Genomic DNA, 24,894 nt, shown 5'->3' with positions numbered 1-24,894 from the left:
AGTCCCGGGATGGTGGAACGGCGGGGCGGAGTCGAAGGCGAGCCGGCCTTCCGCCGGCCGCGATGGCGCCGAGCCGACCCGCGCGCCAAGCCGCCCCGTGGAGCACCCTCCCACTCGCCCCGGTGAGGGGTGACCAAGCCCCGGACCAGCAGCCTGAGAGAATGCCCGGGTGAGCCTGCTGGGACCCGCCGAAGTCCGCCGTCTAGCCGCCGAACTGGACATCCGCCCGACCAAGAAGCTGGGCCAGAACTTCGTGCACGACCCCAACACGGTCCGCAAGATCGTCGCGGCGGCCGGCCTGGCCGAGGACGACGTCGTCCTCGAGGTCGGTCCGGGCCTGGGCAGCCTCACCCTCGCCCTGCTCCCCAGCGCCAGCCAGGTCGTCGCGGTGGAGATCGACCCGCCGCTGGCGCGGAGGCTTCCCCGGACCGTCGCGGAGATGGACCCGGAGAACGCGAGCAAGTTGCACGTGGTCCTCAGGGACGCCATGAAAGTCACCCAAGAGGACCTGCCGGTGCAACCCACCGCGATCGTCGCCAACCTCCCGTACAACGTCGCGGTCCCGGTGGTCCTACACCTCCTGGCCGAACTCCCGAGCCTCCGGAAGGGTCTTGTCATGGTCCAGGCGGAGGTGGCCGACCGCATGGCCGCGAAGCCCGGGAGCAAGATCTACGGCGTCCCCAGCGTGAAGCTCGCCTGGTACGCCGAGGCGAAGAAGGCCGGCGCGATCGGCAAGAACGTGTTCTGGCCCGCGCCCAACGTCGACTCCGGGCTGGTGTGGTTCCAGCGCCACGAAAAGCCGTTGTCCACTGTGGATCGCAAGAAGCTCTTCGCGGTCGTCGACGCCGCGTTCGCGCAACGTCGCAAGACCCTCCGGGCCGCCCTCCGCGGGCACACCGCGAACGTCGACGAGGTGCTCGCCAAGGCGGGTGTCGACCCGCAGCTCCGGGGCGAGCAGCTGACGGTGATCGACTTCATCCGGATCGCCGAGGTCTAGGCCGGGGATCCTTCGGCCAACAGTGTGATCTGTCGAACGAATCGGATTCTGGCTTGCGCAACCGAACGTCCGTCCGGTTGACTGCTACTTGCCATCCGGAGCGACTGAGAGACCTGGCTCTACGACGTCGCAGCAACCACCCGCTGGATGCGGGCAGGTGCTAACGCCAGGACCGATGGAGGAGCACCATGGGTACCGTGCGAATGCTGACGCGCCGTCGAGTTGTCGACCAGTGCCGTCGCACCGCTTCTGCATGTCGTCGCCACCTCGTCTAGGGCGCCTTCTCAAAGTCCTCTGACGCGCACTCGATCGCGGAGTGGCGCACACACCTGAGCAGCAAACTTCGACCGCGCACGTCCGCGAACACCAGCGGACGAGGTGCCGTCGCGCGCAGCCGTGGAGCAGAAGTGATCACTGTCGAAAACCTCACCAAGTCCTTCCAGGGCGTCAGCGCCCTCAACGGCGTGACCCTCGACGTCGAGGCCGGCACCGTGCTCGGCGTCGTCGGCCCCAGTGGTGCCGGCAAGTCGACGCTCGCCCGCTGCGTCGCGCTGCTGGAGCGTCCCGACTCCGGGGCGATCCGCGTCGACGGCACCGACATCACGAGCCTCGACGGGTCGGCGCTGCGTGCCGCCCGTCGCCAGATCGGCGTTGTGCCGCAGGGGGATTCGCTGCTCCGCCAGCGCACCGCGGCCGGCAACATCGCGCTTCCGCTCGAGTCCGCCGGTGTGCCGGGGCCGCAGCGGCGCACCCGTGTCGGTGAGCTGCTGGACCTCGTCGGGCTGACCGACAAGGCCGGCGCGTACCCCGACCAGCTGTCCGGCGGGCAGCGCCAGCGCATCGCCGTGGCGCGTGCCCTCGCCGCCAACCCGTCCGTGCTCCTCGCCGACGAGCCCACGTCCGCCCTGGACCCGGAGACCACCGGTTCAGTGCTGACGGTGCTCGACCGTGCGCGCGCTGAGCTCGGTGTGACCGTGCTCGTCGTCACGCACGACATGGGCGTGGTCCGGAAGATCTGCGACGACGTCGCCGTGCTGGAGCAGGGCCGCGTCGTCGAACACGGCAAGGTGCTCGACCTGGTCAACGACCCGGTCAGCCGCACGAGCAGCGCCCTGCTGCCCGCCGTCGACCTGAACCCGATCAACGAGAGCAGCTACGACCGCGTCGCGGACGTCGTGCTCGTCGGGTTCGCCGCGGTCGGCGCGCTGCTGCCCGAGGCCGCGCACCGGTTCGGGGTCGAGCTCAACATCGTCGGCGGTGGCCTGACGCGTCTCGGGGAGACCCCGGTCGCGCGCTTCCGCCTGGGGCTGAACGGCGAACGTTCCGACTCCGCTCTCGAGTGGATCGGCGAGGCCGGAGGCGCTGTGCAGAGGTCCCTGAAGGGGCCGCAGGGAGTAGCTGCGTGAGGTCTGCAACACCCTGGTCCGACGTCGTCGCGTACCTCGTCGAGGCCACCGGGGAAACGCTGTACATGGTCGGCGTCTCCACCGTCATCGCAACACTGCTGGGAGTTCCCGTAGGTGTCTGGCTGCAGCTCACCGCCAAGGGCGGGCTGCGGCCGAACGCCGCGGTGCACAGGGTTCTGAGCTTCGTCACCGACCTCGGTCGCTCGATGCCGTTCATCGTGCTGCTCGTCGCGCTCACGTCGGTCACCCGGCTGATCGTCGGCGGTTCCATCGGCAGCACGGCGGTCATCGTGCCGCTGGCCGTGGGAGCGATCCCGTTCGTCGGGCGGCTGGTGCAGAACATCCTGTCCGAGGTGCACGTGACCGTGGTCGAGGCCGCGATCACCACGGGCGCCTCGACGTTGAAGATCGTGCGCAGCGTGCTGATCCGCGAGTCGATGCCCGCGCTGATCAACGCCATCGGCGTCACCGTGATCGCCCTCATCGGGTACTCGGCGATGGCGGGCGTGATCGGGGGCGGTGGCCTCGGCGACCTCGCGATCCGCGAGGGCTACCAGCGCTTCAACGACCGGATCCTGTGGAGCACCGTGGCGTGGCTCGCCGTGCTCACCACCGTGATCCAGCTCGGTTTCACCCGTGCCGCCCGTGCGTCCGACCGGCGCCGGCACGCCTCCGTCTAGACCCGTAGCGATTCTCAAAAGGAACGTCATGCGTATTCGTGCTGCCCTGATCGCAGTTGCTTTGTCCGGTGTGGCGGCTTTGTCTGCTTGCTCGTCCGGTGGTGGCTCGTCCGCCTCGGACACGCTGAAGGTCGGCGTCTCGCCGGTCCCGCACGCCCAGATCCTCGAGTACGTGGCCGACAACCTCGCCTCGTCGAAGGGTCTCAAGATCGAGGTCGTCGAGTTCACCGACTACGTGCAGCCGAACACGGCGCTGGTCGACGGGTCGCTCGACGCCAACTACTTCCAGACCGTCCCGTACCTGGAGACGTTCACCAAGGAGAGCGGCGCGGAGGTCGAGTGGGTCCAGCCGGTCCACGTCGAGCCGCTCGGCCTCTACTCCAAGAAGGCCAAGAAGCTCGACGAGCTGCAGAACGGCGCCAAGATCGCCGTCGCCAACGACGCCACGAACGAGGCCCGCGGCCTGAAGCTGCTGGAGGCGAACGGCCTGATCAAGCTCAAGGCCGTCGACCAGCCGACCGTGCGCGACATCGCGGAGAACCCCAAGAACCTGCAGTTCGTGCCGCTGGAGGCCGCTCAGCTGCCGCGTTCGCTGGAGGACACCGACGCCTCGGTCATCAACGGCAACTACGCCATCGACGCGGGCCTGAAGCCCGCCACCGACTCGCTCGCGCTGGAGAAGGCCGAGGGCAACCCCAACGCCAACGGCCTGGTGACGCGGACCGAGCTCAAGGACGACAAGCGCGTCAGGGACCTGGCGGAGCTCCTGGCGTCGCAGCAGGTCAAGGACTACATCAAGCAGACCTACAGCGGCTCGGTCATCCCGGTCTGACGGTGCTGCCGACCGGGGGAGGAGTCCGGGACCCCAGAACGCCCGTAGGCTGACGTGGTGCTCGCAGTCGTTCCACCCCCGGTCACGGTCCGCGTCCCGGCCAAGGTCAACCTGCACCTGGCCGTCGGTGACGTGCGCCCGGACGGCTACCACGACCTGGTGACGATCTTCCAGGCGCTGTCGCTGGTCGACGAGGTCACGGTCGCGGTCGCCGACGAGCCAGGCGTCGAGGTCCACGGGGAGGGCGCCGACCAGGTGCCCACCGGGGCCTCGAACCTCGCCTGGCGCGCGGTCCAGCTGCTCGCCGCGCACGTGGGCAAGGACCCGGACGACCCGAAGGTCCGCGTGGTCATCCGCAAGGCCATCCCGGTCGCGGGAGGCATGGCGGGGGGCAGCGCGGACGCCGCCGCGACGCTCGTGGGCCTGTCGTCGTTGTGGCGCCTCGACATCAGCCGCGACGAGCTGGCCGAACTGGCCGGGAAGCTCGGCGCGGACGTCCCGTTCGCCCTCTACGGCGGCACCGCGCTCGGCACCGGCCGCGGCGAGCGGATCGTGCCGGTGCTCGCCCGCCACCAGTTCCACTGGGTGCTGGCGTTCGACCGCCGTGGACTGTCCACTCCGGACGTCTTCGACGAGCTGGACCGCCTGCGCGCGGAGGGGGATCCGCCGCGCGTCGGCCCGGTCGAGGCCGTGCTGGAGGGGCTGTCCTCGGGAGACCCGCGCCAGCTCGCGCTGCTGCTCGGCAACGACCTGCAGGCCGCCGCGGTCTCGTTGCGGCCCAACCTGCGCCGCACGCTCCGCGCGGGCGTCGACGCGGGCGCGCTGGCCGGCATCGTGTCCGGCTCGGGCCCCACGACGGCGTTCCTGTGCGAGGACGGCGACACGGCCGTCCGGGTGGCCGCCGAGCTCGCCGGCGCGGGGGTGTGCCGGACGGTGCGCGTGGCGCACGGCCCGGTGCCCGGAGCGCGCGTGATCACGGCCGAGGAACCGAAGCCCACTCCGCCCGAGGTGCACGCCTAAGATCCTGTGGCGCCACGCGCGCCCCGGTGCGAAGCGCCCGTTCCAAACGGGGGCGATCTCGAATTCTCGGGGCGCGCGTGGCCCTGTCGCGGGGAGGCGAGGTGGGCAGACGGCTCCGGCACGAGCTGTTCCGGATGGTCGTGTCGGACCTGGTCGGGAACCACCCGAACCTCCACCCCGACCGCCTCGACCACTACGCAGGCCTGGTCCGCCGCAGCACGGTCGAGGACCCCGCGTGGACCGCCGCCCTGCTGCGCTGGGCCCGCCACGACGCCGGACTCGCCTGCACCGCGCACGCGGGCGCCGCCGAGTTCGTCGCGGCCCGCCTGGCCGCCGGCCTGCACGGCACCTCCCGCCAGGTGGTCGACTCCGTGCTCGCGGAGCCCAACGACCCCACCTGGCTGCTGAACTACTGGCACCACAAGCACGGCCGCGCACTGCCCAAGCCGCTCAAGCGCGGGATCGGCGACGCCGTCCGCCGCCTCTACACCGAGGAGTCGGTGCGCGACCACGACCACGTCTTCATCAGCCTGCGGTTCGGCGACGTCCTGAACCGCGTGCACCCGAAGCCGGTCGACGAACGCCAGTCCGCGCTGTTCCGCGCGATCCTGGACCGCCGCCACGACCCGAAGGCCGCGGAGTGCCGGCCGGTGCCCCGGCCGCCCGCACCCTCGCCGCTGCCCCGGATCACCGGCCACACGCTCCTGCTGGTCGACCTCCACGCGGCCGAGCGGTACGGGTTCGAGGAGACCGTCGAGGCGGTGGTGCGCCGGTGCGACCGGGCCGAGGTCGTGCGGTTCCGGGGGTACGGGCTTCCCCACGACCGCCGGCGCCGCCTGCTGGAGGTCGTGCGCAAGCGCCTCCGGAGGCACGACAGGGTTCTCCTGGTCACCGAGGCGCAGCCTCTGGACGGGGAGCTGAGCGGTGCGGTGCCCGCCTACGTGCCACTGCACGTGTGGGACCTGGGCGAGCAGGGCACGGAGTGGGCGTCGGTGTCGAGGCACCGCTACCGCCACCGCGGCGACCCGGCGGGCGCACCGCGGGCGTTGTCCCTGTTCGAGGCTGGTGAGCAGGGGCTTTGGCCCTGGTAGGTAGCCTTCAACGGGCAGTTTCTTACTAGTCGTGAGGTTTTGATGGCCAACCTGGTCAACCTGGAGTCCGTGTCGAAGTCGTTCGGCGTCCGGCCGCTGCTCGACCGCGTGTCGCTCGGCGTCGACGAGGGCGAGCGGATCGGCGTCGTCGGCCTGAACGGCGGCGGCAAGACGACGCTGCTCGAGGTGCTGGCCGGGGTCGAGCCCGCCGACGACGGACGGGTGTCGCGGTCGCGCGACCTGCGCATGGCGGTCGTGACGCAGCGGACCGAACTGCCGGAGGGGTCGACCGTGCGCAACGCGGTCATCGACCCGCTCGGCTTCGACGCGGAGCACGAGTGGGCGTCCGACGCCCGTGTCCGATCCATTTTGGACGGACTCGGGATCACGGCGCTGGGCCTGGACTCGGTGGTCTCCAGGATGTCCGGTGGCGAACGGCGCCGCGTCGCGCTGGCCGCCGCGCTGATCCAGGACCTCGAGCTCCTCGTGCTGGACGAGCCGACGAACCACCTCGACGTCGAAGGCGTGCGCTGGCTCGCCGAGCACCTGCTGGCGCGCAAGTGCGCGCTCGTCGTCGTCACCCACGACCGGTGGTTCCTCGACACCGTCTGCAACCGCACGTGGGAAGTGGTGCAGGGCAAGGTCGAGCAGTACGAGGGCGGCTACGCCGACTGGATCTTCGCGCGCGCCGAGCGGCAGCGGCTCGCGGACGCCGCGGAGGAGAAGCGGCAGAACCTGGCGCGCAAGGAACTCGCGTGGCTGCGCCGCGGTGCGCCCGCGCGGACCTCGAAGCCGCGCTACCGCATCGAGGCAGCCGAGGCCCTGATCGCGGACGTGCCGCCGGTGCGCGACACCGTCGAGCTGGTCGCGTTCGCCAAGAAGCGCCTGGGCCGCACGGTGATCGAGCTCGAGGACGTCACGCTGTCCATTCCGGACCGCGTGCTGGTGCGCGACCTGACGTGGCGCATCGGCCCCGGCGAGCGGATCGGCCTCGTCGGCGTCAACGGCTCCGGCAAGACGACGCTGCTGCGCCTGCTGGCCGGGGAGCGGGAAGCCGAGTCGGGCAAGCGGATCCAGGGCGCCACGGTCAAGATCGCCCACCTCTCGCAGGAGCTGCTCGACCTCGACGGCTCGATGCGCGTGCTGGAGGCGATCGAGGAGGTCGCCCGCCGCGTCGTGCTCGGCAAGTACGAGATGTCGGCGTCGCAGCTCGGCGAGCGGTTCGGGTTCTCGTCGCAGAAGCAGTGGACGCCGGTGTCGGACCTGTCCGGCGGCGAGCGGCGGCGGTTGCAGCTGTGCCGGCTGCTGATGGCCGAGCCGAACGTGCTGCTGCTCGACGAGCCGACCAACGACCTCGACATCGACACGTTGCAGCAGCTGGAAGACCTGCTCGACTCGTGGCCCGGCACGCTCGTCGTGATCTCGCACGACAGGTACCTCGTCGAGCGCGTCTGCGACAAGGTCGTGGCGCTGTTCGGCGACGGCGGCCTGACCGACCTGCCCGGCGGCATCGAGGAGTACCTGCAGCGCCGCGACTCGGTGCGCGACAGGCAGTCCGCGGCGGCCCCCGCGGCGGAGAAGGCTCCCTCGAACGCCGCCGACCAGCGTGCCGCCCGCAAGGAGCTGGCACGGCTGGAGAGGCGCCTCGAGGTGCTGCACAAGAAGGAAGCCGAGCTGCACGCCGCCCTGGCCGAGGCCGCGACCGACCCCGACCGGCTGCTCAAGCTCGACGCGGAGCTCCGCACCGTGCTGGCGGAGCAGTCCGAGGTGGAGACGGCCTGGATGGTCGCGGCGGAGGTCGTCGAGGGCTAGCGGCCGCGGCGGCGGAGCTCGTCGGCGAGCTGGGGCAGCAGCTCGTCGATGAACGACGTGTCGTAGCCCTGGCCGGAGAGCAGCGCGTAGCTGAAGCGTGCCTTCATGACCTCGTCGGCGGTCGCCCCCAGCATGCCGTCGAGCGCGACGCCGATCTCCTCCAGCATCCTGTCGACCTGCGCGGTGCGGTAGCCGCGCTGGCCGGGGGCCGCCGGCGGGATCCGCAGCTGGCGCAGGTCCTTCCACGACTTGATCGTCGGCATGCTGCGCACCGGCCCGGAGAGCTGCTGCTCGATCTGGCCGAGGAACGCGTCCACCTCGGTCTCGTCGTACCCGCGCCGCCCGATGAGCGGACGGGAGAACCGGACGTCGCGGACGTCCTTGCCGGTCAGGTTGTCCTGGCCGAGCAGCGTCGCCTCGATGCGGTCGAGGAAAGCGTCCACCTGGGACTCCTGGTAGCCGCGGCGGCCGCGCGGAGGGCGGTGGAACGCGACGTTGCGGATGTCCGCCGCGGTGAGCCCGGGCGCGTCGACGGCCTTCTGCAGTGCGGGCTGCTGGGCGGGCGGGCGCGGAGCGGAGGGCTGCTGAGGGCGTTGCGGGGAGCGCGACTGCTGCGCCGGACGCGGATCGGGCTGGGGGCGGCGCTGCTGCGGCCGTTGCTGCTGCTGCGGGAGCTGCGTCGTCGGCGGCGCCTGGGGCGGCGGGGCCGTCTCGAACATCAGGACCACGAGGTCGAGGAACGTGTCGACGTCTTCGGAGTCGTAGCCGAACGTGCCGGGCGCGGTCTCGCCGAACACGGCGTCCTGCACCTGTTGCGCGGTCAGGTTGTCCCTGCCCCGCAGGGTGTTCTCGATGCGGTCGAGGAACGCGTCGATCTGCCCCTCGTGGTAGCCGCGGGTGCCCGGTCTGGGCTTGTGGAAGCGCACGGCGGCGACGTCGTCCGGCGACAACCGGACGGCGGGTCTCATCGCCTGCGACGTGGCGTGCGCGCCCTGGGCCGGCGCGGAGGCCTGCACGCGTTGCGGCGTGGACCGCAGCGTGTCCGCCACGAGCTCCATGAAGACGTTGACCTCGTTCACGTCGTAGCCCGGATCACGGGTCGCCGTGCTGAACCGGACGTTGAGCACGTCCTCGCGCGTGAGGATGTCCTTGCTCTTCATGGTGTTCTCGACCCGGTCGAGAAACGAGTCCACCTCGGCCGCGTCGTACCCGCGCTGACCTCGCGGGGGACGGTGGAACGCGACCAGGGCCACGTCCTGCGCCGAGAGCAGAGGAGCCGGATGCGCGGGCAGACGATGCTGCGCTCCGGGACCGCCCCGATCCACCAATGACCTCCTCCTGCGTACCTGTACTGGGGAGTATCGCGTTTCGCCTGGCACAACGTTTCGCCCTGATGGACCAAAGGCCGCCACTACGATCGCGAACATGAGTCAGTTCGTGGATGTGATGCTGGCGACGGCCACCAACGGCCGGGACCGGGGCATGACGACGGGTGAACCCGCCGCGCCCGTTCGCCGGACCTGGGCCGAGGTGCACGAACGCGCCCGGCGGATGGCCGGTGCGCTCGACGTGGCACCGGGCACCGCGGTCGCCGTGCTTGCCGCCGAACCAGCCGTGATCGCCCCAGCCGTGCAGGCCGCATGGCTGTGCGGTGGCAGCGTCACGATGTTGCACCAACCCACACCACGCACCGACCTGGCCGAGTGGGCCGAGGACACGCTGCGGGTGCTCGCCATGATCGACTCGCGTCTGGTCCTGCTCGGCAGCCCGTTCGACGCCCTGGCTTCCGTCCTGGACCAGCACGGAGTGCCCTACCGGCTGCTCTCCGAGCTCGACGCGGAGCCGATCGCCGCTCCTGTTCCCACCCCCGAGGATGCCACGGCACTGCTGCAGTTGACGAGTGGATCGACAGCGGATCCGAAAGCCGTCCGCATCACCCACCGCAACCTCATGGCGAACGCCGAGGGCATGCGCGTCGCAGCTGCTCTCGATCCCGAGTCGGACGTCATGGTGTCGTGGCTGCCCCTGTTCCACGACATGGGGATGGTCGGCTTCCTGACCGTGCCGATGCTGTTCGGCCTGGAACTGGTGAAGGTCACCCCGGTCGACTTCCTGTCCCGCCCGACGCTGTGGGCGGACCTCATCACGCGCTACCGCGGCACGATCACCGCCGCCCCGAACTTCGCCTACGCCATCGTCGCCCGCCGCCTGGCCTCGTCGTCCGACTCGTTCGACCTGTCCTCGATGCGCCTGGCCCTGAACGGCGCGGAACCGATCGACCCGGCCGCCGTCGAGGCCTTCGTGACCGCCGGCGCGAGGTTCGGGCTGAGGCCGGAGTCGATCCTCGCGGCCTACGGCATGGCGGAGACCACCCTGGGCGTGGCCTTCGCGCCCCTGTTCACCGGCCTGTCCGTGGACGTCGTCGACGCGGACGCCCTGGAGGCCTCGCACCGCGCGGTGCCCACCGAGGGCGGTCGCGCGTTCCCGTTGCTCGGCCCGCCGCTGCCCGGCCTGGAACTGCGGGTCGTGTCGGACACCGGCGCCGTCCTGGGCGTGCGGGACGTCGGCGAGCTGCAGATCCGCGGCGAGGCGGTGACCCCCGGCTACCTGACCGTGGACGGCCCACTGGCCACTCAGGACGCCGAGGGCTGGCTGTCCACCGGGGACCTCGGGTACCTGGTGGAGGACGGCCAGGTCGTCGTCTGCGGACGCCGCAAGGACGTCATCATCATGGGCGGCCGGAACATCTACCCGACCGACGTGGAGCGTGCGGCCTGCTCCGTGGAGGGCGTGCGGGCGGGCAACGCCGTCGCGGTGCGGCTGGACGCCGGGACCAAGCGCGAGCGGTTCGCCGTGGTGCTGGAGTCGAAGCTGGCCGGGGACGCCGAGGCCGAGAAGGACCTCGTGAAGCAGGTGACCGCGCGGGTGGTGGACGCCGTGGGGCTGCGGCCGTTCGCGGTGGTGGTGCAAGCTCCGGGGACGCTGCCGAAGACGCCGTCCGGGAAGTTGCGGCGGTCTGCGGCGGCGGGGCTGGTCTAGCGCTGGTGGAGGGCGTTCGCGCGGCTCTCGCGTTCTCGCGACGAGCCGCGCGGGCGACGGTGCCTGCGCGGCACGGCCCGGAAGTGGGCGTTGCCCGACGGATGGGCGCAGCAACCGCGGTCGTCGAGGGACTGTCGTCCGGCCGGAAGCCGCGAGCAGGGGAGTCCTCGTACCGCGTCCACGCCCGTCGCACCGCTAGTGGAAGGCGTTCTGCGCGGCTTCCAGGCCCTTGGTCACGAGGGCCTCGGCCGCGTCCGCCGCCCGGTCGATCTCCAGCGCGAGCTGCTTGCGCTCCACGGTGGAGAAGTCCTTGAGGACGTAGTCGGCGGGGTCCTGGCGGCCGGAGGGGCGGTCCACGCCGAAGCGCAGGCGGTGGTAGTCCCTGGTGCCCAGGGACTTCGTGATCGAGCGGAGTCCGTTGTGGCCGTTGTCGCCGCCGCCGAGCTTCATGCGCAGCGCGGCGAACGGGAGGTCCAGCTCGTCGTGGACCACGAGGATCGTGGTGGGCTTGAAGAACTTCACGGCGCTCGCGACGGGGCCGCCGGAGAGGTTCATGAAGCTGCGGGGCTTGGCCAGCACGACGCGGTGGCCGGACAGGCGGCCCTCGACGACCTCGGCGCCGGACTTGTGCGCCTTGAACTTGCCGTTCATGCGGGCGGCCAGTTCGTCGAGGACCAGGAAGCCGATGTTGTGGCGGTTGCCCTCGTACCTGGGGCCCGGGTTGCCCAGTCCGACGATGAGGGCGAGGTCAGCGTCCACGGAACCGCAACTCCTGCTCGAGATCGTCCAGCAACGTGTCCACGGCCTGCACCTGGTACCCCTTGCCCAGCAGGCCGGACGTGGTGCTGAACCGGGTGTTGCGGACCTCGGTGGAGGTCATGGAGCCCCGGCCGTCCAGGTTGGCCGCGGCGCGGGTGATGAAGGCGTCGACTTCGGCGCGATCGTAGCCGGTGCCGGTCTTCGGCAGCTTGCGCGCTCTCAGGTCCTCGCCGGTGTTCAGGCCCGTCGGCGGCACGATGCCGTTGCGGACCTGGAACTCCAGCAGGTGCAGGACGCCGTCGACGCTCAGCGGGTCGTAGCCGTTCGGGACCGCCGCGAACCGGACGGTGCGGATGTGGTCCGGGTTCAGGCGCAGACGCCCGGCCAGCGCGTCGGCGATGATCTGCAGGAACTCGTTGACCTGCCCGGGGTCGTAGCCCTGCCGCTTGCGCCGGAAGGTCTTCGACCGGACGTCGGCCGGGCGCAGGTACGGCAACGGCGCGCCGCCCCCCTCGTGAGGAGGCGGCGCGCCGTCGTTTCGGCCCGACGTGATGGGGCTCAGCTTTCCTCGGTGGCCTCGGCCGGAGCGGCCTCGTCACCCTCGAGCTGCGCCGCGGACGGCGCCTCGTTCACGGCGACGACCAAGGCCTCGGCGTCGGTGATGAGAACAGCACCGGCGGGCAGGGTCAGGTCGCTGGCGTGGATCTGCGTGCCCGCGCCGACACCGGCGATCGACAGCTCGATCTGCTCCGGGATGTTCATCGCGTCGGACTCGATCTGGATCGTGCTCAGGTCCTGCGTCAGCAGCGTGCCCGAAGCGGGCTCGCCCGAGATGACCAGCGGCACCTCGACGGTGACCTTCTCGCCGCGCTGGACGAGCAGCAGGTCGACGTGCTCGATGTAGTTCTTGATGGGGTGCGTGGTGACGGTCTTGGTGAGCGCCAGCTCGCTGCCGCCGTCCAGGGACAGCGTGAGGACGGCGTTCTGGCCGTGCTCACGGACGACACGGGCGAACTCGAGCGCCGGCAGGGCCAGGTGCTTCGGGTCGGAACCGTGGCCGTAGAGCACCGCGGGGATCTTGCCGGCGCGACGGGTACGGCGGGCGGCGCCCTTGCCGAATTCGGTGCGCTGCTCAGCGGCGAGACGAACCTCGGACACGGTGGGGTACTCCTTATAAGTCTGGCCTTGTACGTCGGGGCGGTGCACAAGTTCTCAGCGGTTGAGGCTTGGTGGTGGCCTGCGGCGGCGAGCAGCGCGGAAACAGGGTCAACACGCGCGGCATCAAGCCACCGCGTCGATCACGCCGAGCTGGGGAGCTCGCCCTCGCCGAGGCAACCCGACCAGTGTAGGTGAGCGTGCAACGGGGAGGCCAATCGGGGGGTGCCCGGACGGGCTCACGGGGGTCGACCGGTTCGCCACCCGGAAACCGGAAGGGGCCTCCCACGTCCGGGAACGGACTGCGGAAGGCCCCCGTGGGACACCGGTGGGGTCAGGCGTTGCCGTCGAACAGCGACGTCACGGACCCGTCCTCGAACACCTCCTGGATCACGCGCGCGAGCAGCGGCGCGATCGACAGCACGGTCATGTTCGGGAACCGCTTCTCCGCCGGGATCGGCAGCGTGTCGGTGAACACGACCTCGCGGGCGCCGGAGTCCTGCAGGCGCTGCGTGGCCGGGCCCGACAGGATGCCGTGCGTGGCCGCGATGACCACGTCGGAGGCGCCCTCGCTCAGCAGCTGCTTCACGGCGCCCGCGATGGTGCCGCCGGTGTCGACCATGTCGTCGATCACGATGCACAGGCGGCCCTCGACCTTGCCGACGACGCGGTTCGAGACCACCTCGTTCGGGCGCAGCGGGTCGCGGGTCTTGTGGATGAACGCGATCGGCGCGCCGCCGAGGGTGTCGGCCCACTTCTCGGCCAGCTTGGTGCGGCCCGAGTCGGGGGAGACGACGGTGATCTCGTGACCCGCGTACTTGCCGCGGATGTGGTCCGCGAGCAGCGGCATGGCCCACAGGTGGTCGACCGGGCCGTCGAAGAAGCCCTGGATCTGGGCGGTGTGCAGGTCGACCGAGACGAGGCGGTCGGCGCCCGCGGTCTTGAACAGGTCGGCGACCAGGCGGGCGGAGATGGGCTCGCGGCCGCGGTGCTTCTTGTCCTGGCGGCTGTACGGGTAGAACGGCATGATCACCGTGATGCGCTTGGCCGAGGCGCGCTTCAGGGCGTCGACCATGATCAGCTGTTCCATCAGCCACTGGTTGATGGGCGCGGTGTGCGACTGGATGACGAAGGCGTCGCAGCCGCGCACGGACTCCTCGAAGCGGACGAAGATCTCGCCGTTCGCGAAGTCGTAGGCCGACTGCGGGGTCACCGTGACGTTGAGGTGCTTCGCGACCTCTTCCGTCAGCTCCGGGTAGGCACGCCCGCCGAAGAGCATCAGGTTCTTCTTCGGTGTGCCGGGCATCTGCGGGTTCACGGTCAGCGCCCCTCCTCTGTCTTCTCGTCGGCATTCTGCTTCGCCAGGGCCTGCTCCGCCGCCTGGGCGGCGGCGGTGCCCCCACGACGGCTGAGCACCCAGCCTTCGAGGTTGCGCTGGGGACCTCCGGACACGGCGAGCGCGCCCGGCGGGACGTCGCGGCGCAGGACGGTGCCCGCGCCGGTGTAAGCGCCGTCGCCCACGGTCACCGGCGCCACGAACATGTTGTCCGAGCCGGTGCGGCAGTGGGATCCGACGATCGTGCGGTGCTTGTTCACCCCGTCGTAGTTGACGGTTACCGATGCTGCACCGATGTTGCTGTGATCGCCGATCGTGGCGTCGCCGATGTAGGACAGGTGGGGGACCTTCGAGCCGTCGCCGATCTGCGAGTTCTTCGTCTCGACGAACGTGCCGATCTTGCCCTTCACGCCCAGGGAGGTGCCGGGGCGGAGGTAGGCGAACGGGCCGACCGAGGCGCCGTCGCCGATCACCGAGTCGCTGCCGTGGGTCCGCACGACCGAGGCGCCCTCGCCGACCCGCACGCCGGACAGCGTGGTGTCGGGGCCGACGGTCGCCCCGGCCCCGATCACGGTGCCCGCGCGGAGCTGCACGTTCGGCTCGACCACCGCGTCCTGCCCGATGGTCACGTCGGCGTCGATCCACGCCGAGGACGGGTCGACGAACGTGACGCCGGAGCGCAGGTGGCCCTCGACGATGCGGCGGTTCATCTCGGCGCCGACGGCCGCGAGCTGCACGCGGTCGTTGATGCCCTCGACCAGCCAGGGGTCGGACGCGATCAGCGCGCCGACCCGCAGGCCGTCGCCGCGGGCGATGCCCAGGACGTCGGTCAGGTAGAGCTCGCCCTGCGCGTTGTCGGTGGACAACCGCGAGAGCCCGTCGCGCAGCACCGCCGCGTCGAACGCGTACACGCCGGAGTTGATCTCGGTGATGAGCTGTTCGGCCGCCGAGGCGTCCTTCTGCTCCACGATCCGCTGCACGCTGCCGTCGGAGTCGCGGACGATCCGGCCGTACCCGGTGGGGTCGTCCACCACGGCCGTCAGCACGGTGACCGCGTTGCCGGCGGTCCGGTGCTCGGACAGCAGCGCGGAGAACGTCTTCGTGTCGAGCAGCGGCACGTCGCCGTAGCTCACGATCACCGTGCCGCCGAGGTCGTGCGGCAGCTCGGCGAGGCCGCAGCCGACGGCGTGCCCGGTGCCCTTCTGCTCGGCCTGCACCGCGACGGTGACCTTGCGGCCGAGCGCGCCGGCGAGGGTTTCGAGATGCTCGGTGACTGCTTCGCGGCCGTGGCCGACGACGACGGCCAGGTGGTCGGGGTCTGTGCCCGCCGCCGCGCGCACCGCGTGTTCGACGAGTGAGCGTCCGGCGATCCGGTGCAGCACCTTGGGCGTGGACGACCGCATGCGGGTGCCTTCCCCGGCGGCGAGCACGACCGTGCTGACAGGGCCCTCGAGCATCAATGCTCTCCCTAACAGGCTGGGTGGTTCGAAGTCCGCGGACCAGCCTAAGCCTCCGCGGAGGGCTCGCCCGCCACAGCCGCTACCTGGCAGCCACCCTGGCGCTTCGCCACGTACATCGCGGAGTCGGCCCTCGACAGGGCCTGGTTCGCCGATTCGCGCGGGCGCAGGGAGATGACGCCGACCGACAGCGTGACCCCCCGGGAGAGGTCGATTGGCAAGCCCGCCACCGCATCCACGGCTCGCCCGAGCGCTGCTTCCGCGGCGTGCAGGGGTGCTCCCGGCAGCAGGACGACGAACTCGTCGCCGCCGTAGCGGGCCACCATGTCGTCACCCCGCAGGGCCTGCCGGAGTGTGCTGGCAATCACCCGGAGGACGTCATCACCCTCGGCGTGCGAATGCCGGTCGTTCACGCCCTTGAACCCGTCGAGGTCGACCAGGGCGATGGAGAACGGCTCCACCTGACCGGCGATGAGCTCGGCCATCTTGTCGTCGAGCGCGCGGCGGTTCGGCAGCCCGGTCAACGGGTCCTGCAACGCCTGCTGGGCGATCGCACCGTGCGCGCGCGTCAGCCTTTCGTGCTCGCGGCGCGTCTGCAACGTGGCCACGCGGGACTCCCGCATCTGCCACAGCTCCAGCTCCAGGGCCGCGTTGTAGGCCTGCAACGCCGACGTCGTGTGCGGACCGCACAGGTGCGCGTACTCGCGCTCCAGCGACAGCACCAGCGACGGTTCCGACGTGTCGTGCTCCATCTGCGTGCGCGTGTCGTCGAGGACCTTGAGCGCGTCGTCCAGCCGGTTCGCCTTCACCAGGCACCGGGCCAGCGCGATCGCGACGATGATCAGCTCCCGCGCGTACATCGACAGGCCGCGCAACGACCACAGCCGGTCGAGGTGGTCCTCGCTCGGGTTCGTCAGCGCGTGGGCGGCACCGAGGATCGGCACCTGCTCGGCGGCGTCGAGGTCGCGCCTGCCGGGGTGCAGCGACTGCCGGAACGGCACCTCGGCCGCCTCGGCCAGGCCGGAGGCGACCCGGAACTGCTCGTGCGCGGCGTCGTGCAGGTTCACCCGTTCGAGCCGCAGGCCCCACCCGATCCGCAGCCGGGCCCGGTTCACCAGGTGCACGTAGATCTGGTGCGGCTGGCCGCTCTCGCGCAACGCGTTGTTCGCGCCCGCCAGCACGTCGTCCGCCATCTCGTAGACGCCGAGCTGGGTCAGCACCAGGGCGATGTCCTGCAGCGTCGTGGCGAGCAGCTGGTCCCAGATCCGCTTGTCGAAGACCGGGTCGACGTCGGGTTCCTCGTCGAGCATCATCGCGAGCGCCGACGCGATCTCGGTCAGCGCCTTGTCCTCGGCGTTGCCGAGCAGGAACCGGCGCCCGCGCAGCGCCCGCGCGTCCGCCTCCAGCACGATCAGGCCGTGGCGGCGGCAGTGGCTCAGCATCTCGTCGAGCTGGGGGTCGGACATGTCGACGAGCCCCGGCGTGACCAGGCGGACCACGGCCGCGGCTCTGAGCAGCTGCGCGACGATGCGGGGCTCGCCACGACCCTGCGCCTCGGCCAGGATGCGGTCGACCTCCGCAGCCGCGTCGAGCTGCGCGGCGAGGTGGCTGCTCTGGGCGACGGCGACGAGTTCGCTCGCGCGACCCACCAGCCACGCGTCGGACATCTCGTGATGGCGGTGGCCCACGTTGCCCTGCTCGTCGACCGTTTCCTCGGGCAGCTTCACACCTCCCAGAGACCGCGACCCCGTGCCCTCAAGGCCCCTGCTCCGCCACCAGGATTCGAACCTGGACCATCGGAACCAAAATCCGAGGTGCTGCCTTTACACCATGGCGGAACGGGCGAGCCGGCGCGCGCCCACGCGCACATGTTGTCACGAGTGGTCCTCTTCTTGTCCAACCACCACTCATCCGGCTCAGTTCAAGATCACGGCCGGGCGCCGACTGACCTGGTCAGGAAGTCGCCGAGCGCGCCGCGGTACGTGTCGGTCGCCACATTCCAGGCCGAGGTGTGGTCCGCGCCGGGGATCTCGACGTACTGCAGCGGCCACCCGAGCCTGTCCGCGGCGCTCGCGAGGTCGCGCGAGGACCGGGCGGGCACCGTGCCGTCCGCCGAGCCGTGCAGGACCAGCGTCGGGGGCTTGAGCGCGGGCGGGTTCGCGACGAGGTCGAACCGGTCGAAGTCGATGCCGGCGCGCCAGCCGGAGACGAGCTCGGCCACGGGCGTGAGCCACGTCGGCACGCCGCGGTTCTGCGCCTGCAGGTCCAGCGTCTGCGTCCAGTTCGTGACGGGGGAGTCGAGCACGACGCCGGACACGACGGACGCGGAGCTGGACCTCGCGAGCGTCTGGCCGATGATCGCGCCGCCCATCGACCAGCCGTAGAGCACCACCCTCTTCGCGCCCCGGGCCTGCGCGTAGTGGATGGCGGCCTCGACGTCGTGCCACTCCGTGTCGCCGAGGTGGTAGAGGCCGTCGGGGGACTTCGGCGCGCCGGGGTCGTTGCGGTAGCTGATCAGCAGGACGGTCAGCCCGGCGCCGTGGAGCTGGGGGACCACGCGCAGCGCCTCCTCCCGCGACGCGCCCCGCCCGTGGACGGTGATGACCCACGTGTCCCGGTTCGACGCCGGGACCAGCCACGCGGGCATGTCGCCGAGCTCCGACGGCACGGCGACGTCGCTGTGGACCAGGCCGAGCGCGGTCTTCGGGTTGCCTTGGTAGACGTTGGTCTCGATGCGCACCTTCGTGCCCTCGGGCGGTGCGGTGCCATCGATCAGAGGGCGTTCCACGCGGCCGTTCTTGGTCGAGGCGACGTCGCCGACCTTCGCGCTGCCGCCGGGCCAGACGACCCCGAACGTGCCGCGGAGCGTCGTCAGCCGCGACTCCGCGAGGACGACGTTCCCGCCGTCCACCCCGAGCGCCGTCTCGGGGTGGCGCCGCGGCACCTCCGCCGGTTCGAGCAGCTCATCGCTGTAGTACCAGCCGATGCCGCCCAGGGCCGCCGTGACCAGCACGAGCAGGACGAGCAACGAGGTCGCGGCGATCCGGGTGATCTTGCCTCTGGCCATCCACCGATGATGCCCGGTCGAGGTCTCGATTCCAGGCGACACAGCGAGGCGGTCACCGGAAGTGGGCCCGCTGCGTAGGCTGACCCGGTGGCCAGGGTCAGGATGACGGGCAAGGAACGCCGAGAGCAGCTCCTGGACGTCTCCCGCGCCCTGTTCGCCGAGAAGGGCTTCGAAGCGACGGCGATCGAGGAGATCGCCCACCGCGCGAGCGTGTCCAAGCCGGTCGTCTACGAGCACTTCGGCGGCAAGGAAGGCATCTACGCCGTCGTCGTGGACCGCGAGATGCGGCGCCTGATGGACATGATCGTCGACGCGCTGGACGGCGGATCGCACCCCCGTGAGCTGCTGGAACGAGCCGCCTGCGCGTTGCTGGACTACATCGAGGGCTCGACGGACGGGTTCCGGATCCTGGTGCGGGACTCGCCCGTCGCCTCGGCCTCGGGCACGTTCTCGTCGCTGCTGAACGACATCGCGTCGCAGGTCGAGCACATCCTCGGGCTGCACTTCGCCGAGCGGGGCTACGACCGCAGGCTGGCCGCGCTGTACGCGCAGGCCCTGGTCGGGATGGTCGCGCTGACCGGGCAGTGGTGGCTCGAGGCGCGCAAGCCGAAGAAGGACGAGGTCGCCGCGCACCTCGTGAACCTGGCGTGGAACGGCCTCTCGGCGATGGACCACAAGCCGAAGCTGCGCATCCGTTCGTGAGCGGCTTGTCGTCGTAGTGCGTCTGCACGCAATGCGCGCCCTGCGTTAGTGCACAAGGCCGAAGTAGCACCACGTGTGAAACGGCCTGGGCACGTCCGAGCGATGAGTCCCAGTAGAACCCGTGGTCCGAGCCGTTCGTCGAGGGGTCGAACGGCTCGGGCCGGTTCTCACACCGTCCCGGTCAGCCTCAGCAGCTTGTCGTTGCTGCCGTTCGACGTCGTCAGGTAGAGCGACCCGTCCGGCGCCGTGCGGGCGGCACGGAGACGTCCGTACTTGTCGTCCAGCTCCTCCGGGATGCTCACGTTCTGCACCTCGCCGTCCTGGTCCAGCGTGAAGAGCAGCAGCTTGGAGCCCTTGAGAGCGGTGATCGCGAGCTTGCCGTTCCAGAACGCCGCCTGGCAGATCGCCTCGGTGGGCGAGCCGGACGACCACACCGCGGGCACGGCGTCCGGGAAGCGCTGGAGGTCCGTCATCGGCACGCTCTCGTCGTAGCCGCCGCGGGTGCCGCCCTCGGACGGGTCCCAGCCGTAGTTGGCGCCGGCCTTCAGCAGGTTGACCTCGTCGTCGACGCTCGGCCCGTGCTCGCTGGAGAACGCCTGGCCGCCGTCCGGGCGGAACACGACGCCCTGCACGTTGCGGTGGCCGTAGGTGAAGACCCGCCGCTCGTTGGCGTCGGCCGAGCCGATGAACGGGTTGCCCGCCGCGCCCTCGCCGGTCTCGGGGTCGATCCGCAGCACCTTGCCGCCGAGGCTGGTGCGGTCCTGCGGGTTGCGCGCCTGCGCGATGTCGCCGGTCGCGACGTACATCGCGCCGTCCGGCCCCAGCGTCGGCCGGCAGCCGGAGTGCCGGCCGCTCGAGTTCGACGGCATGCCGGTGAGCAGGTCCTTGGTCTTGGCGGCCTTGGTGCCGTCGAGGCGGAACGTCACCAGCCGCACGTCCTTCGACGTGTTGTAGCACACGGTGAACCGCCGGCCGTCGGGGTGCACGACGAGTCCCATCAGGCCGCCCTCGCCGCGCGCCTGGAGGTCGTCGAGGGCGATGTCGACCGGAGTGACCTGGCCGTTGGCCACCAGCTTGATCCCGCCGGGCCGTTCGGTGACGAGCAGCGAGCCGCCGGGCAGGAACCCGATGTCCCACCCGTGCTGCAAACCGCCCGCGACCTCCTCGACCACCAGCCCCTCGGGCGCGGGGGCCTTCGACGGCGCGTTGCCGCCCGGCTCCGGCGCCGAACAGGCAGCGACGACCAGCACCAACCCTGCAGCAACGAGTGCGCGCATGTCCCAACTATGCGTTTTGTGCCGTGGTGGTTCCGTAAGGCCGTTCCACGGGCAGCAACGCGCGCGCTCCGTCCAGATCACGCTGACGCACCTTCTCGTGCACCGCGTGGGCCAGCGCCGTCACGTCCGTGATGCCGATCGTCCACTCGTGGACGTATTTCTGCACGGCCTCGCGCGTCAGGCCGATCTGGATGGACCGGTGCGGCAACGCCTCGTGGTCCAGGCCGCGCTCCGGGTCCCACTGCACGCGCACCGACGGCTTGCCGCCGATGGTGCTCTCGACGGCGTGGGCCACCGCCCAGTCGAAGCCCTCGCGGGTGATCCGCACGGCCAGGACGCGTTCCTGGCCTTCTTTCCGGGCGTAACCGCAGCGGTACATCATCCAGAGGAACGACGGCTTGATCCACGTCATCCGCTCCGTCTTGAACGGCGGCACGAACCGCTGGGCGGCGACGGCGGGACCGGCGATGGACGGTGAATAGGCCTGGTAGACCACGATGGACTGATCGTCGTAGTCAGCCCTGATCTCTCTCATGGACACGCACAGAGGGTGACGGCTCGGGTAGTGCTCAAGCCACCCAATAAGGGATCGCGGAACGGGCTAAGGTGGGTGGTGAGACCCCTCGTCCCAGGCAGGGGTCTGTCCGGCGTCCCGCATCCGGCTGGCGTTCCGCACTCGACCGGGGTTTCTCACATGCCGCTGCTCGGCCTTCTCGAAGGTGTCCTTCCCGACAAAGCCCTCCGCACGTTGATCGACTCGGCCGGTGTCCCCGAGCTGGAGCTGGACGGCCCGCTGGCCGCCCGCCCGCTGGTGGCCGCCGCGCTGTCCACGGTCAGGCCCGTCCTGGCCGTCACGGCCACGGGCAGGGAAGCCGAAGAGCTGACGAACGTCCTGCGCGACCTGATCGGCGCGGACAGGGTGGCGTTCTTCCCGAGCTGGGAGACGCTGCCGCACGAGCGCCTCAGCCCGCGCGCGGACACGGTCGGCGCGCGGTTGCAGGTGCTGCGCCGGCTCAAGCACCCCGAGGGCAACCCGATCAGGGTGCTGGTCACCACGGTCCGCAGCCTCATCCAGCCGATGGCGCCGGGCCTCGGCGACCTCAAGCCCGTGCATTTGAAAGTCGGCGAGGAGCAGGACTTCGTCGAGCTGGTCACGCGCCTGGCCGAGAACGCCTACACCCGCGCCGACATGGTCGAGAAGCGCGGCGAGTACGCGACGCGCGGCGGCATCCTCGACATCTTCCCGCCCACGGCGGAGCACCCCTACCGCGTCGAGTTCTGGGGCGACGAGGTCAGCGAGATCCGGCCGTTCTCGGTGCAGGACCAGCGCTCGCTGCCGGAGGAGGTGCAGCAGTTCGTCGCGCCGCCGTGCCGCGAGCTGCTGCTGACCGACGACGTGAAGCACCGCGCGGCCGAGCTGGCGCAGGAGCACCAGTCGGACGCGCACCTCGCGGAGATGCTGGAGAAGATCTCCGGCGGCATCGCGGTCGAGGGCATGGAGGCGCTCATCCCCGCGCTGTGCCCCGGCGAGCTGCAGCTGCTCGTCGACGTCGTCGAGCCCGGCACGCACGTGCTGCTCAACGACCCGGAGAAGATCCGGGCCCGCGCGGCCGACCTGGTGCGCACCGGCCAGGAGTTCCTCGAGGCCTCGTGGATGGCGGCCGCGTCGGGCGGCAAGGCGCCGATCGACCTCGGGCGCAGCGCCTACCAGGGCATCGGCGAGATCTCCGGGCACGCCAGGGCGAACGACCGTCCCTGGTGGACGCTCAGCCAGCTGACCACGGACGCCGACGACGTCGTGCACCTCGACGTCAAGCCCGTCGAGGCCTACTCCGGCGACGTCGAGCGCGCGTTCGCCGACCTCAAGGCCCACACGGCGACGGGTGGCGCGGCGGTGCTCGTCGTGCCGGGCGCCGGCACCGCGCACCGGGCCGAGGAGCGGCTCAAGGAGGCCGAGATCGCCGCGGTCTGCGTCGAGTCCCTCGACGAGGCGCCGAAGGCCGGCATGGTCACGGTCGTGCGCGGCGCGCTCGAGGACGGCTTCGTGCTGCCCGACCTCGCGCTGGTGGTGCTCACCGAGACCGACCTGACCGGCGGCCGCGGCGGCACGTCCACCAAGGACATGCGCAAGATGCCGTCCAAGCGGCGCAACGCGGTCGACCCGCTCGCGCTCAAGGCCGGCGACTTCGTGGTGCACGAGCAGCACGGCATCGGCAAGTACGTGGAGATGGTGCAGCGCACGACCAAAGACGCCGCGGGCGCTTCTGCCACCCGCGAGTACCTGGTGCTGGAGTACGCGTCGTCCAAGCGCGGCCAGCCCGGCGACCGGCTGTTCGTGCCGACCGACCAGCTCGACGAGGTCAGCCGGTACGTCGGCGGTGAGCTGCCCACGCTCAACAAGCTCGGCGGCAGCGACTGGAAGAACACGAAGTCCAAGGCGCGCAAGGCGGTCAAGCAGATCGCGGCCGAGCTCGTGCAGCTCTACGCGGCACGGCAGAGCGCCCCCGGCCACGCGTTCGCCGCGGACACGCCCTGGCAGCGCGAGCTGGAGGACGCGTTCGCGTTCACCGAGACGCAGGACCAGATGGCCGCGATCGACGAGGTCAAGGCCGACATGGAGCGCGGCGTGCCGATGGACCGCGTCATCTGCGGTGACGTCGGCTACGGCAAGACGGAGATCGCGGTCCGCGCCGCGTTCAAGGCCGTGCAGGACGGCAAGCAGGTCGCCGTGCTGGTGCCGACGACGCTGCTGGCCCAGCAGCACCTCAACACGTTCTCCGAGCGCATGCGCCAGTTCCCGGTGAACATCAAGGGCCTGTCCCGCTTCACCGACGCCGCGGAGTCCGAGCAGACCATCGCGGGCCTCGCGGACGGCGAGGTCGACATCGTGATCGGCACGCACCGGCTGCTGCAGAAGAACGTGCGGTACAAGGATCTCGGCCTCGTGATCGTCGACGAGGAGCAGCGGTTCGGCGTGGAGCACAAGGAGCACATCAAGGCGCTGCGCACGCACGTCGACGTGCTGACCATGTCCGCGACGCCGATCCCGCGCACGCTGGAGATGTCGCTCGCCGGCATCCGCGAGATGTCGACGATCCTGACCCCGCCGGAGGAACGGCACCCGATCCTCACGTACGTCGGCGCGTACGACGACAAGCAGGTCGGTGCCGCGATCCGCCGCGAGCTGCTGCGCGACGGCCAGGTGTTCTTCGTGCACAACAGGGTGTCGAGCATCGAGAAGGCCGCGCGCCGCATCCGCGAGCTCGTCCCCGAGGCACGCGTCGTCACCGCGCACGGCCAGATGAACGAGGACAAGCTCGAAAAGATCATCCAGGGCTTCTGGGAACGCGAGTTCGACGTCCTCGTCTGCACCACGATCGTCGAGACCGGTCTCGACATCTCCAACGCCAACACGCTGATCGTCGAGCGCGGCGACCTGCTCGGCCTCGCCCAGCTGCACCAGCTGCGCGGCCGCGTCGGCCGTGGCCGCGAGCGCGGCTACGCGTACTTCCTCTACCCGCCCGAGACGCCGTTGACCGAGACCGCGCACGACCGGCTCGCGACGATCGCGCAGAACACCGAGCTGGGCGCGGGCATGGCCGTCGCGATGAAGGACCTGGAGATCCGCGGCGCCGGCAACATCCTCGGCGCCGAGCAGTCCGGCCACATCGCGGGCGTCGGCTTCGACCTCTACGTCCGGCTGGTCGGCGAGGCCGTCGAGGCGTTCCGCAGGCACGCGGGCGCCGACGGCGGCGAGGTCGAGGAGGAGCTCGCCGAGGTCAGGGTGGACCTCCCGGTCGACGCGCACATCCCGCACGAGTACGTGCCGGGCGAGCGGCTGCGGCTGGAGGCCTACCGCAAGATCGCGGCCGCCTCCGACGAGGCCGCGCTGCAGTCCGTCTGGGACGAGCTCAAGGACCGCTACGGCACGCCGCCGGAGCCGGTCGAGCGCCTGCTGGGGGTCGCCCGCCTGCGCCACGCCTGCCGCCGCCACGGGGTCACCGAGGTGATCGCGATGGGCCAGAACCTGCGGTTCGCGAAGCTCGACCTGCGCGACTCGCAGCTGGTCAGGCTGCGCCGCCTGTTCCCGAAGGCCGTCTACAAGCAGGCCGTCGGGACGGTCACCGTCCCCCGGCCGACGGAGGGAGCGGCGGGCGGCCGGATGGGTGCACCGCAGCTGCGCGACCAGGAGCTGCTGGACTGGTGCGGTGCGTTCCTCGACTCCCTCGCGGGGACTCCCGTGACCGGAGTCACCACGGCGTGA

At 70.9% G+C, this 24,894-nt stretch carries 20 protein-coding genes, 1 tRNA gene and 1 riboswitch; of the genes, 10 read left to right on the top strand and 11 right to left on the bottom strand.

The genetic code is table 11. The annotated features are described in order from the left end of the window. Nucleotides 1–169 precede the first annotated feature (169 nt). The 7 genes from rsmA (at nt 170) to V1227_RS24585 (ending at nt 7,838) form a co-directional block, all read left to right on the top strand. On the top strand, nt 170–997 hold the full coding sequence (gene rsmA, locus V1227_RS24615) for a 16S rRNA (adenine(1518)-N(6)/adenine(1519)-N(6))-dimethyltransferase RsmA (protein WP_329787868.1): 828 nt from the start codon (nt 170–172) through the stop codon (nt 995–997). Between the two features lie 88 nt (nt 998–1,085). Next, nucleotides 1,086–1,179, top strand: a riboswitch (SAM riboswitch). A gap of 225 nt (nt 1,180–1,404) precedes the next feature. Beyond that, nucleotides 1,405–2,403 (top strand): methionine ABC transporter ATP-binding protein, encoded by a 999-nt coding sequence (locus tag V1227_RS24610; RefSeq protein ID WP_329787867.1) that lies wholly within the window; start codon nt 1,405–1,407, stop codon nt 2,401–2,403. Then, nucleotides 2,400–3,083, top strand: a complete 684-nt coding sequence (locus V1227_RS24605) for a methionine ABC transporter permease (RefSeq protein WP_090097274.1) — start codon at nt 2,400–2,402, stop codon at nt 3,081–3,083. The genes V1227_RS24610 and V1227_RS24605 overlap by 4 nt, the downstream gene beginning before the upstream one ends. A gap of 28 nt (nt 3,084–3,111) precedes the next feature. After that, a complete protein-coding gene (locus V1227_RS24600) occupies nt 3,112–3,915 on the top strand; it encodes a MetQ/NlpA family ABC transporter substrate-binding protein (protein WP_329787866.1) in 804 nt (267 codons plus the stop codon). 57 nt (nt 3,916–3,972) lie between these two features. After that, nucleotides 3,973–4,935, top strand: coding sequence for a 4-(cytidine 5'-diphospho)-2-C-methyl-D-erythritol kinase (locus V1227_RS24595; protein WP_329787865.1), 963 nt, complete (start codon nt 3,973–3,975; stop codon nt 4,933–4,935). Nucleotides 4,936–5,036: 101 nt separating this feature from the next. Next, nucleotides 5,037–6,026 (top strand): hypothetical protein, encoded by a 990-nt coding sequence (locus V1227_RS24590; protein WP_329787864.1) that lies wholly within the window; start codon nt 5,037–5,039, stop codon nt 6,024–6,026. Nucleotides 6,027–6,068: 42 nt separating this feature from the next. Further along, on the top strand, nt 6,069–7,838 hold the full coding sequence (locus tag V1227_RS24585) for an ABC-F family ATP-binding cassette domain-containing protein (protein WP_329787863.1): 1,770 nt from the start codon (nt 6,069–6,071) through the stop codon (nt 7,836–7,838). On the opposite strand, the gene V1227_RS24580 is transcribed toward V1227_RS24585, so the two are convergent. Next, a complete protein-coding gene (locus V1227_RS24580; protein WP_329787862.1) occupies nt 7,835–9,163 on the bottom strand; it encodes a DivIVA domain-containing protein in 1,329 nt (442 codons plus the stop codon). The two genes, V1227_RS24585 and V1227_RS24580, sit on opposite strands and share 4 nt — an antisense overlap. 100 nt (nt 9,164–9,263) lie before the next feature. Between V1227_RS24580 and V1227_RS24575 the strand changes: the two genes are divergently transcribed. Then, nucleotides 9,264–10,877 (top strand): fatty acyl-AMP ligase, encoded by a 1,614-nt coding sequence (locus tag V1227_RS24575; RefSeq protein ID WP_329787861.1) that lies wholly within the window; start codon nt 9,264–9,266, stop codon nt 10,875–10,877. Between the two features lie 195 nt (nt 10,878–11,072). Here V1227_RS24575 and pth read toward each other — a convergent pair whose 3' ends face one another. From pth to V1227_RS24535, 8 genes are all read right to left on the bottom strand, one after another. Continuing rightward, nucleotides 11,073–11,636, bottom strand: coding sequence for an aminoacyl-tRNA hydrolase (pth, locus tag V1227_RS24570; protein ID WP_329787860.1), 564 nt, complete (start codon nt 11,634–11,636; stop codon nt 11,073–11,075). Beyond that, nucleotides 11,626–12,132 (bottom strand): DivIVA domain-containing protein, encoded by a 507-nt coding sequence (locus V1227_RS24565; RefSeq protein ID WP_236220450.1) that lies wholly within the window; start codon nt 12,130–12,132, stop codon nt 11,626–11,628. Before V1227_RS24565 ends, pth begins: the two co-directional genes overlap by 11 nt. Before the next feature lie 62 nt (nt 12,133–12,194). Further along, nucleotides 12,195–12,794, bottom strand: a complete 600-nt coding sequence (locus tag V1227_RS24560) for a 50S ribosomal protein L25/general stress protein Ctc (protein WP_329787859.1) — start codon at nt 12,792–12,794, stop codon at nt 12,195–12,197. Nucleotides 12,795–13,125: 331 nt separating this feature from the next. Next, nucleotides 13,126–14,097, bottom strand: coding sequence for a ribose-phosphate diphosphokinase (locus V1227_RS24555; protein WP_236221099.1), 972 nt, complete (start codon nt 14,095–14,097; stop codon nt 13,126–13,128). 14 nt (nt 14,098–14,111) lie between these two features. Then, the gene (glmU, locus tag V1227_RS24550; RefSeq protein WP_329787858.1) at nt 14,112–15,584 is read right to left on the bottom strand and encodes a bifunctional UDP-N-acetylglucosamine diphosphorylase/glucosamine-1-phosphate N-acetyltransferase GlmU; all 1,473 of its coding nucleotides are present in this window, start codon (nt 15,582–15,584) and stop codon (nt 14,112–14,114) included. Nucleotides 15,585–15,631: 47 nt separating this feature from the next. After that, a complete protein-coding gene (locus tag V1227_RS24545) occupies nt 15,632–17,311 on the bottom strand; it encodes a GGDEF domain-containing protein (RefSeq protein WP_329787857.1) in 1,680 nt (559 codons plus the stop codon). 40 nt (nt 17,312–17,351) lie between these two features. Then, a tRNA-Gln gene (locus V1227_RS24540) sits at nt 17,352–17,422 on the bottom strand. An 89-nt stretch (nt 17,423–17,511) separates the two neighbouring features. Continuing rightward, on the bottom strand, nt 17,512–18,651 hold the full coding sequence (locus tag V1227_RS24535) for an alpha/beta hydrolase family protein (protein ID WP_329787856.1): 1,140 nt from the start codon (nt 18,649–18,651) through the stop codon (nt 17,512–17,514). A gap of 102 nt (nt 18,652–18,753) precedes the next feature. On the opposite strand from V1227_RS24535, the gene V1227_RS24530 reads away from it, so the two are divergent. Further along, on the top strand, nt 18,754–19,353 hold the full coding sequence (locus V1227_RS24530; RefSeq protein ID WP_329794099.1) for a TetR/AcrR family transcriptional regulator: 600 nt from the start codon (nt 18,754–18,756) through the stop codon (nt 19,351–19,353). A 167-nt stretch (nt 19,354–19,520) separates the two neighbouring features. Here V1227_RS24530 and V1227_RS24525 read toward each other — a convergent pair whose 3' ends face one another. Further along, nucleotides 19,521–20,630, bottom strand: coding sequence for a PQQ-dependent sugar dehydrogenase (locus V1227_RS24525; protein ID WP_329787855.1), 1,110 nt, complete (start codon nt 20,628–20,630; stop codon nt 19,521–19,523). 7 nt (nt 20,631–20,637) lie between these two features. After that, nucleotides 20,638–21,165, bottom strand: a complete 528-nt coding sequence (locus V1227_RS24520; RefSeq protein WP_329794098.1) for a DUF4291 domain-containing protein — start codon at nt 21,163–21,165, stop codon at nt 20,638–20,640. 159 nt (nt 21,166–21,324) lie between these two features. Between V1227_RS24520 and mfd the strand changes: the two genes are divergently transcribed. Further along, on the top strand, nt 21,325–24,894 hold the full coding sequence (mfd, locus tag V1227_RS24515) for a transcription-repair coupling factor (RefSeq protein WP_329787854.1): 3,570 nt from the start codon (nt 21,325–21,327) through the stop codon (nt 24,892–24,894).

This window comes from Lentzea sp. DG1S-22 (assembly GCF_036321065.1).
GTDB classification, from domain to species: domain Bacteria; phylum Actinomycetota; class Actinomycetes; order Mycobacteriales; family Pseudonocardiaceae; genus Lentzea; species Lentzea jiangxiensis.
The sequence above is the reverse complement of the archived record's forward strand: the minus strand, read 5'-3'. Positions and strand labels throughout refer to the sequence as shown.

Bases quoted from the DNA above. Each gene is read 5' to 3' on its own strand.
- V1227_RS24585 (WP_329787863.1), top strand. From the start codon at position 6,069: ATGGCCAACCTGGTCAACCTGGAGTCCGTGTCGAAGTCGTTCGGCGTC.
- V1227_RS24525 (WP_329787855.1), bottom strand. From the start codon at position 20,630: ATGCGCGCACTCGTTGCTGCAGGGTTGGTGCTGGTCGTCGCTGCCTGT.
- V1227_RS24520 (WP_329794098.1), bottom strand. From the start codon at position 21,165: ATGAGAGAGATCAGGGCTGACTACGACGATCAGTCCATCGTGGTCTAC.
- V1227_RS24600 (WP_329787866.1), top strand. From the start codon at position 3,112: ATGCGTATTCGTGCTGCCCTGATCGCAGTTGCTTTGTCCGGTGTGGCG.
- mfd (WP_329787854.1), top strand. From the start codon at position 21,325: ATGCCGCTGCTCGGCCTTCTCGAAGGTGTCCTTCCCGACAAAGCCCTC.
- V1227_RS24530 (WP_329794099.1), top strand. From the start codon at position 18,754: ATGACGGGCAAGGAACGCCGAGAGCAGCTCCTGGACGTCTCCCGCGCC.
- V1227_RS24575 (WP_329787861.1), top strand. From the start codon at position 9,264: ATGAGTCAGTTCGTGGATGTGATGCTGGCGACGGCCACCAACGGCCGG.
- V1227_RS24555 (WP_236221099.1), bottom strand. From the start codon at position 14,097: ATGCCCGGCACACCGAAGAAGAACCTGATGCTCTTCGGCGGGCGTGCC.
- V1227_RS24535 (WP_329787856.1), bottom strand. From the start codon at position 18,651: ATGGCCAGAGGCAAGATCACCCGGATCGCCGCGACCTCGTTGCTCGTC.
- glmU (WP_329787858.1), bottom strand. From the start codon at position 15,584: ATGCTCGAGGGCCCTGTCAGCACGGTCGTGCTCGCCGCCGGGGAAGGC.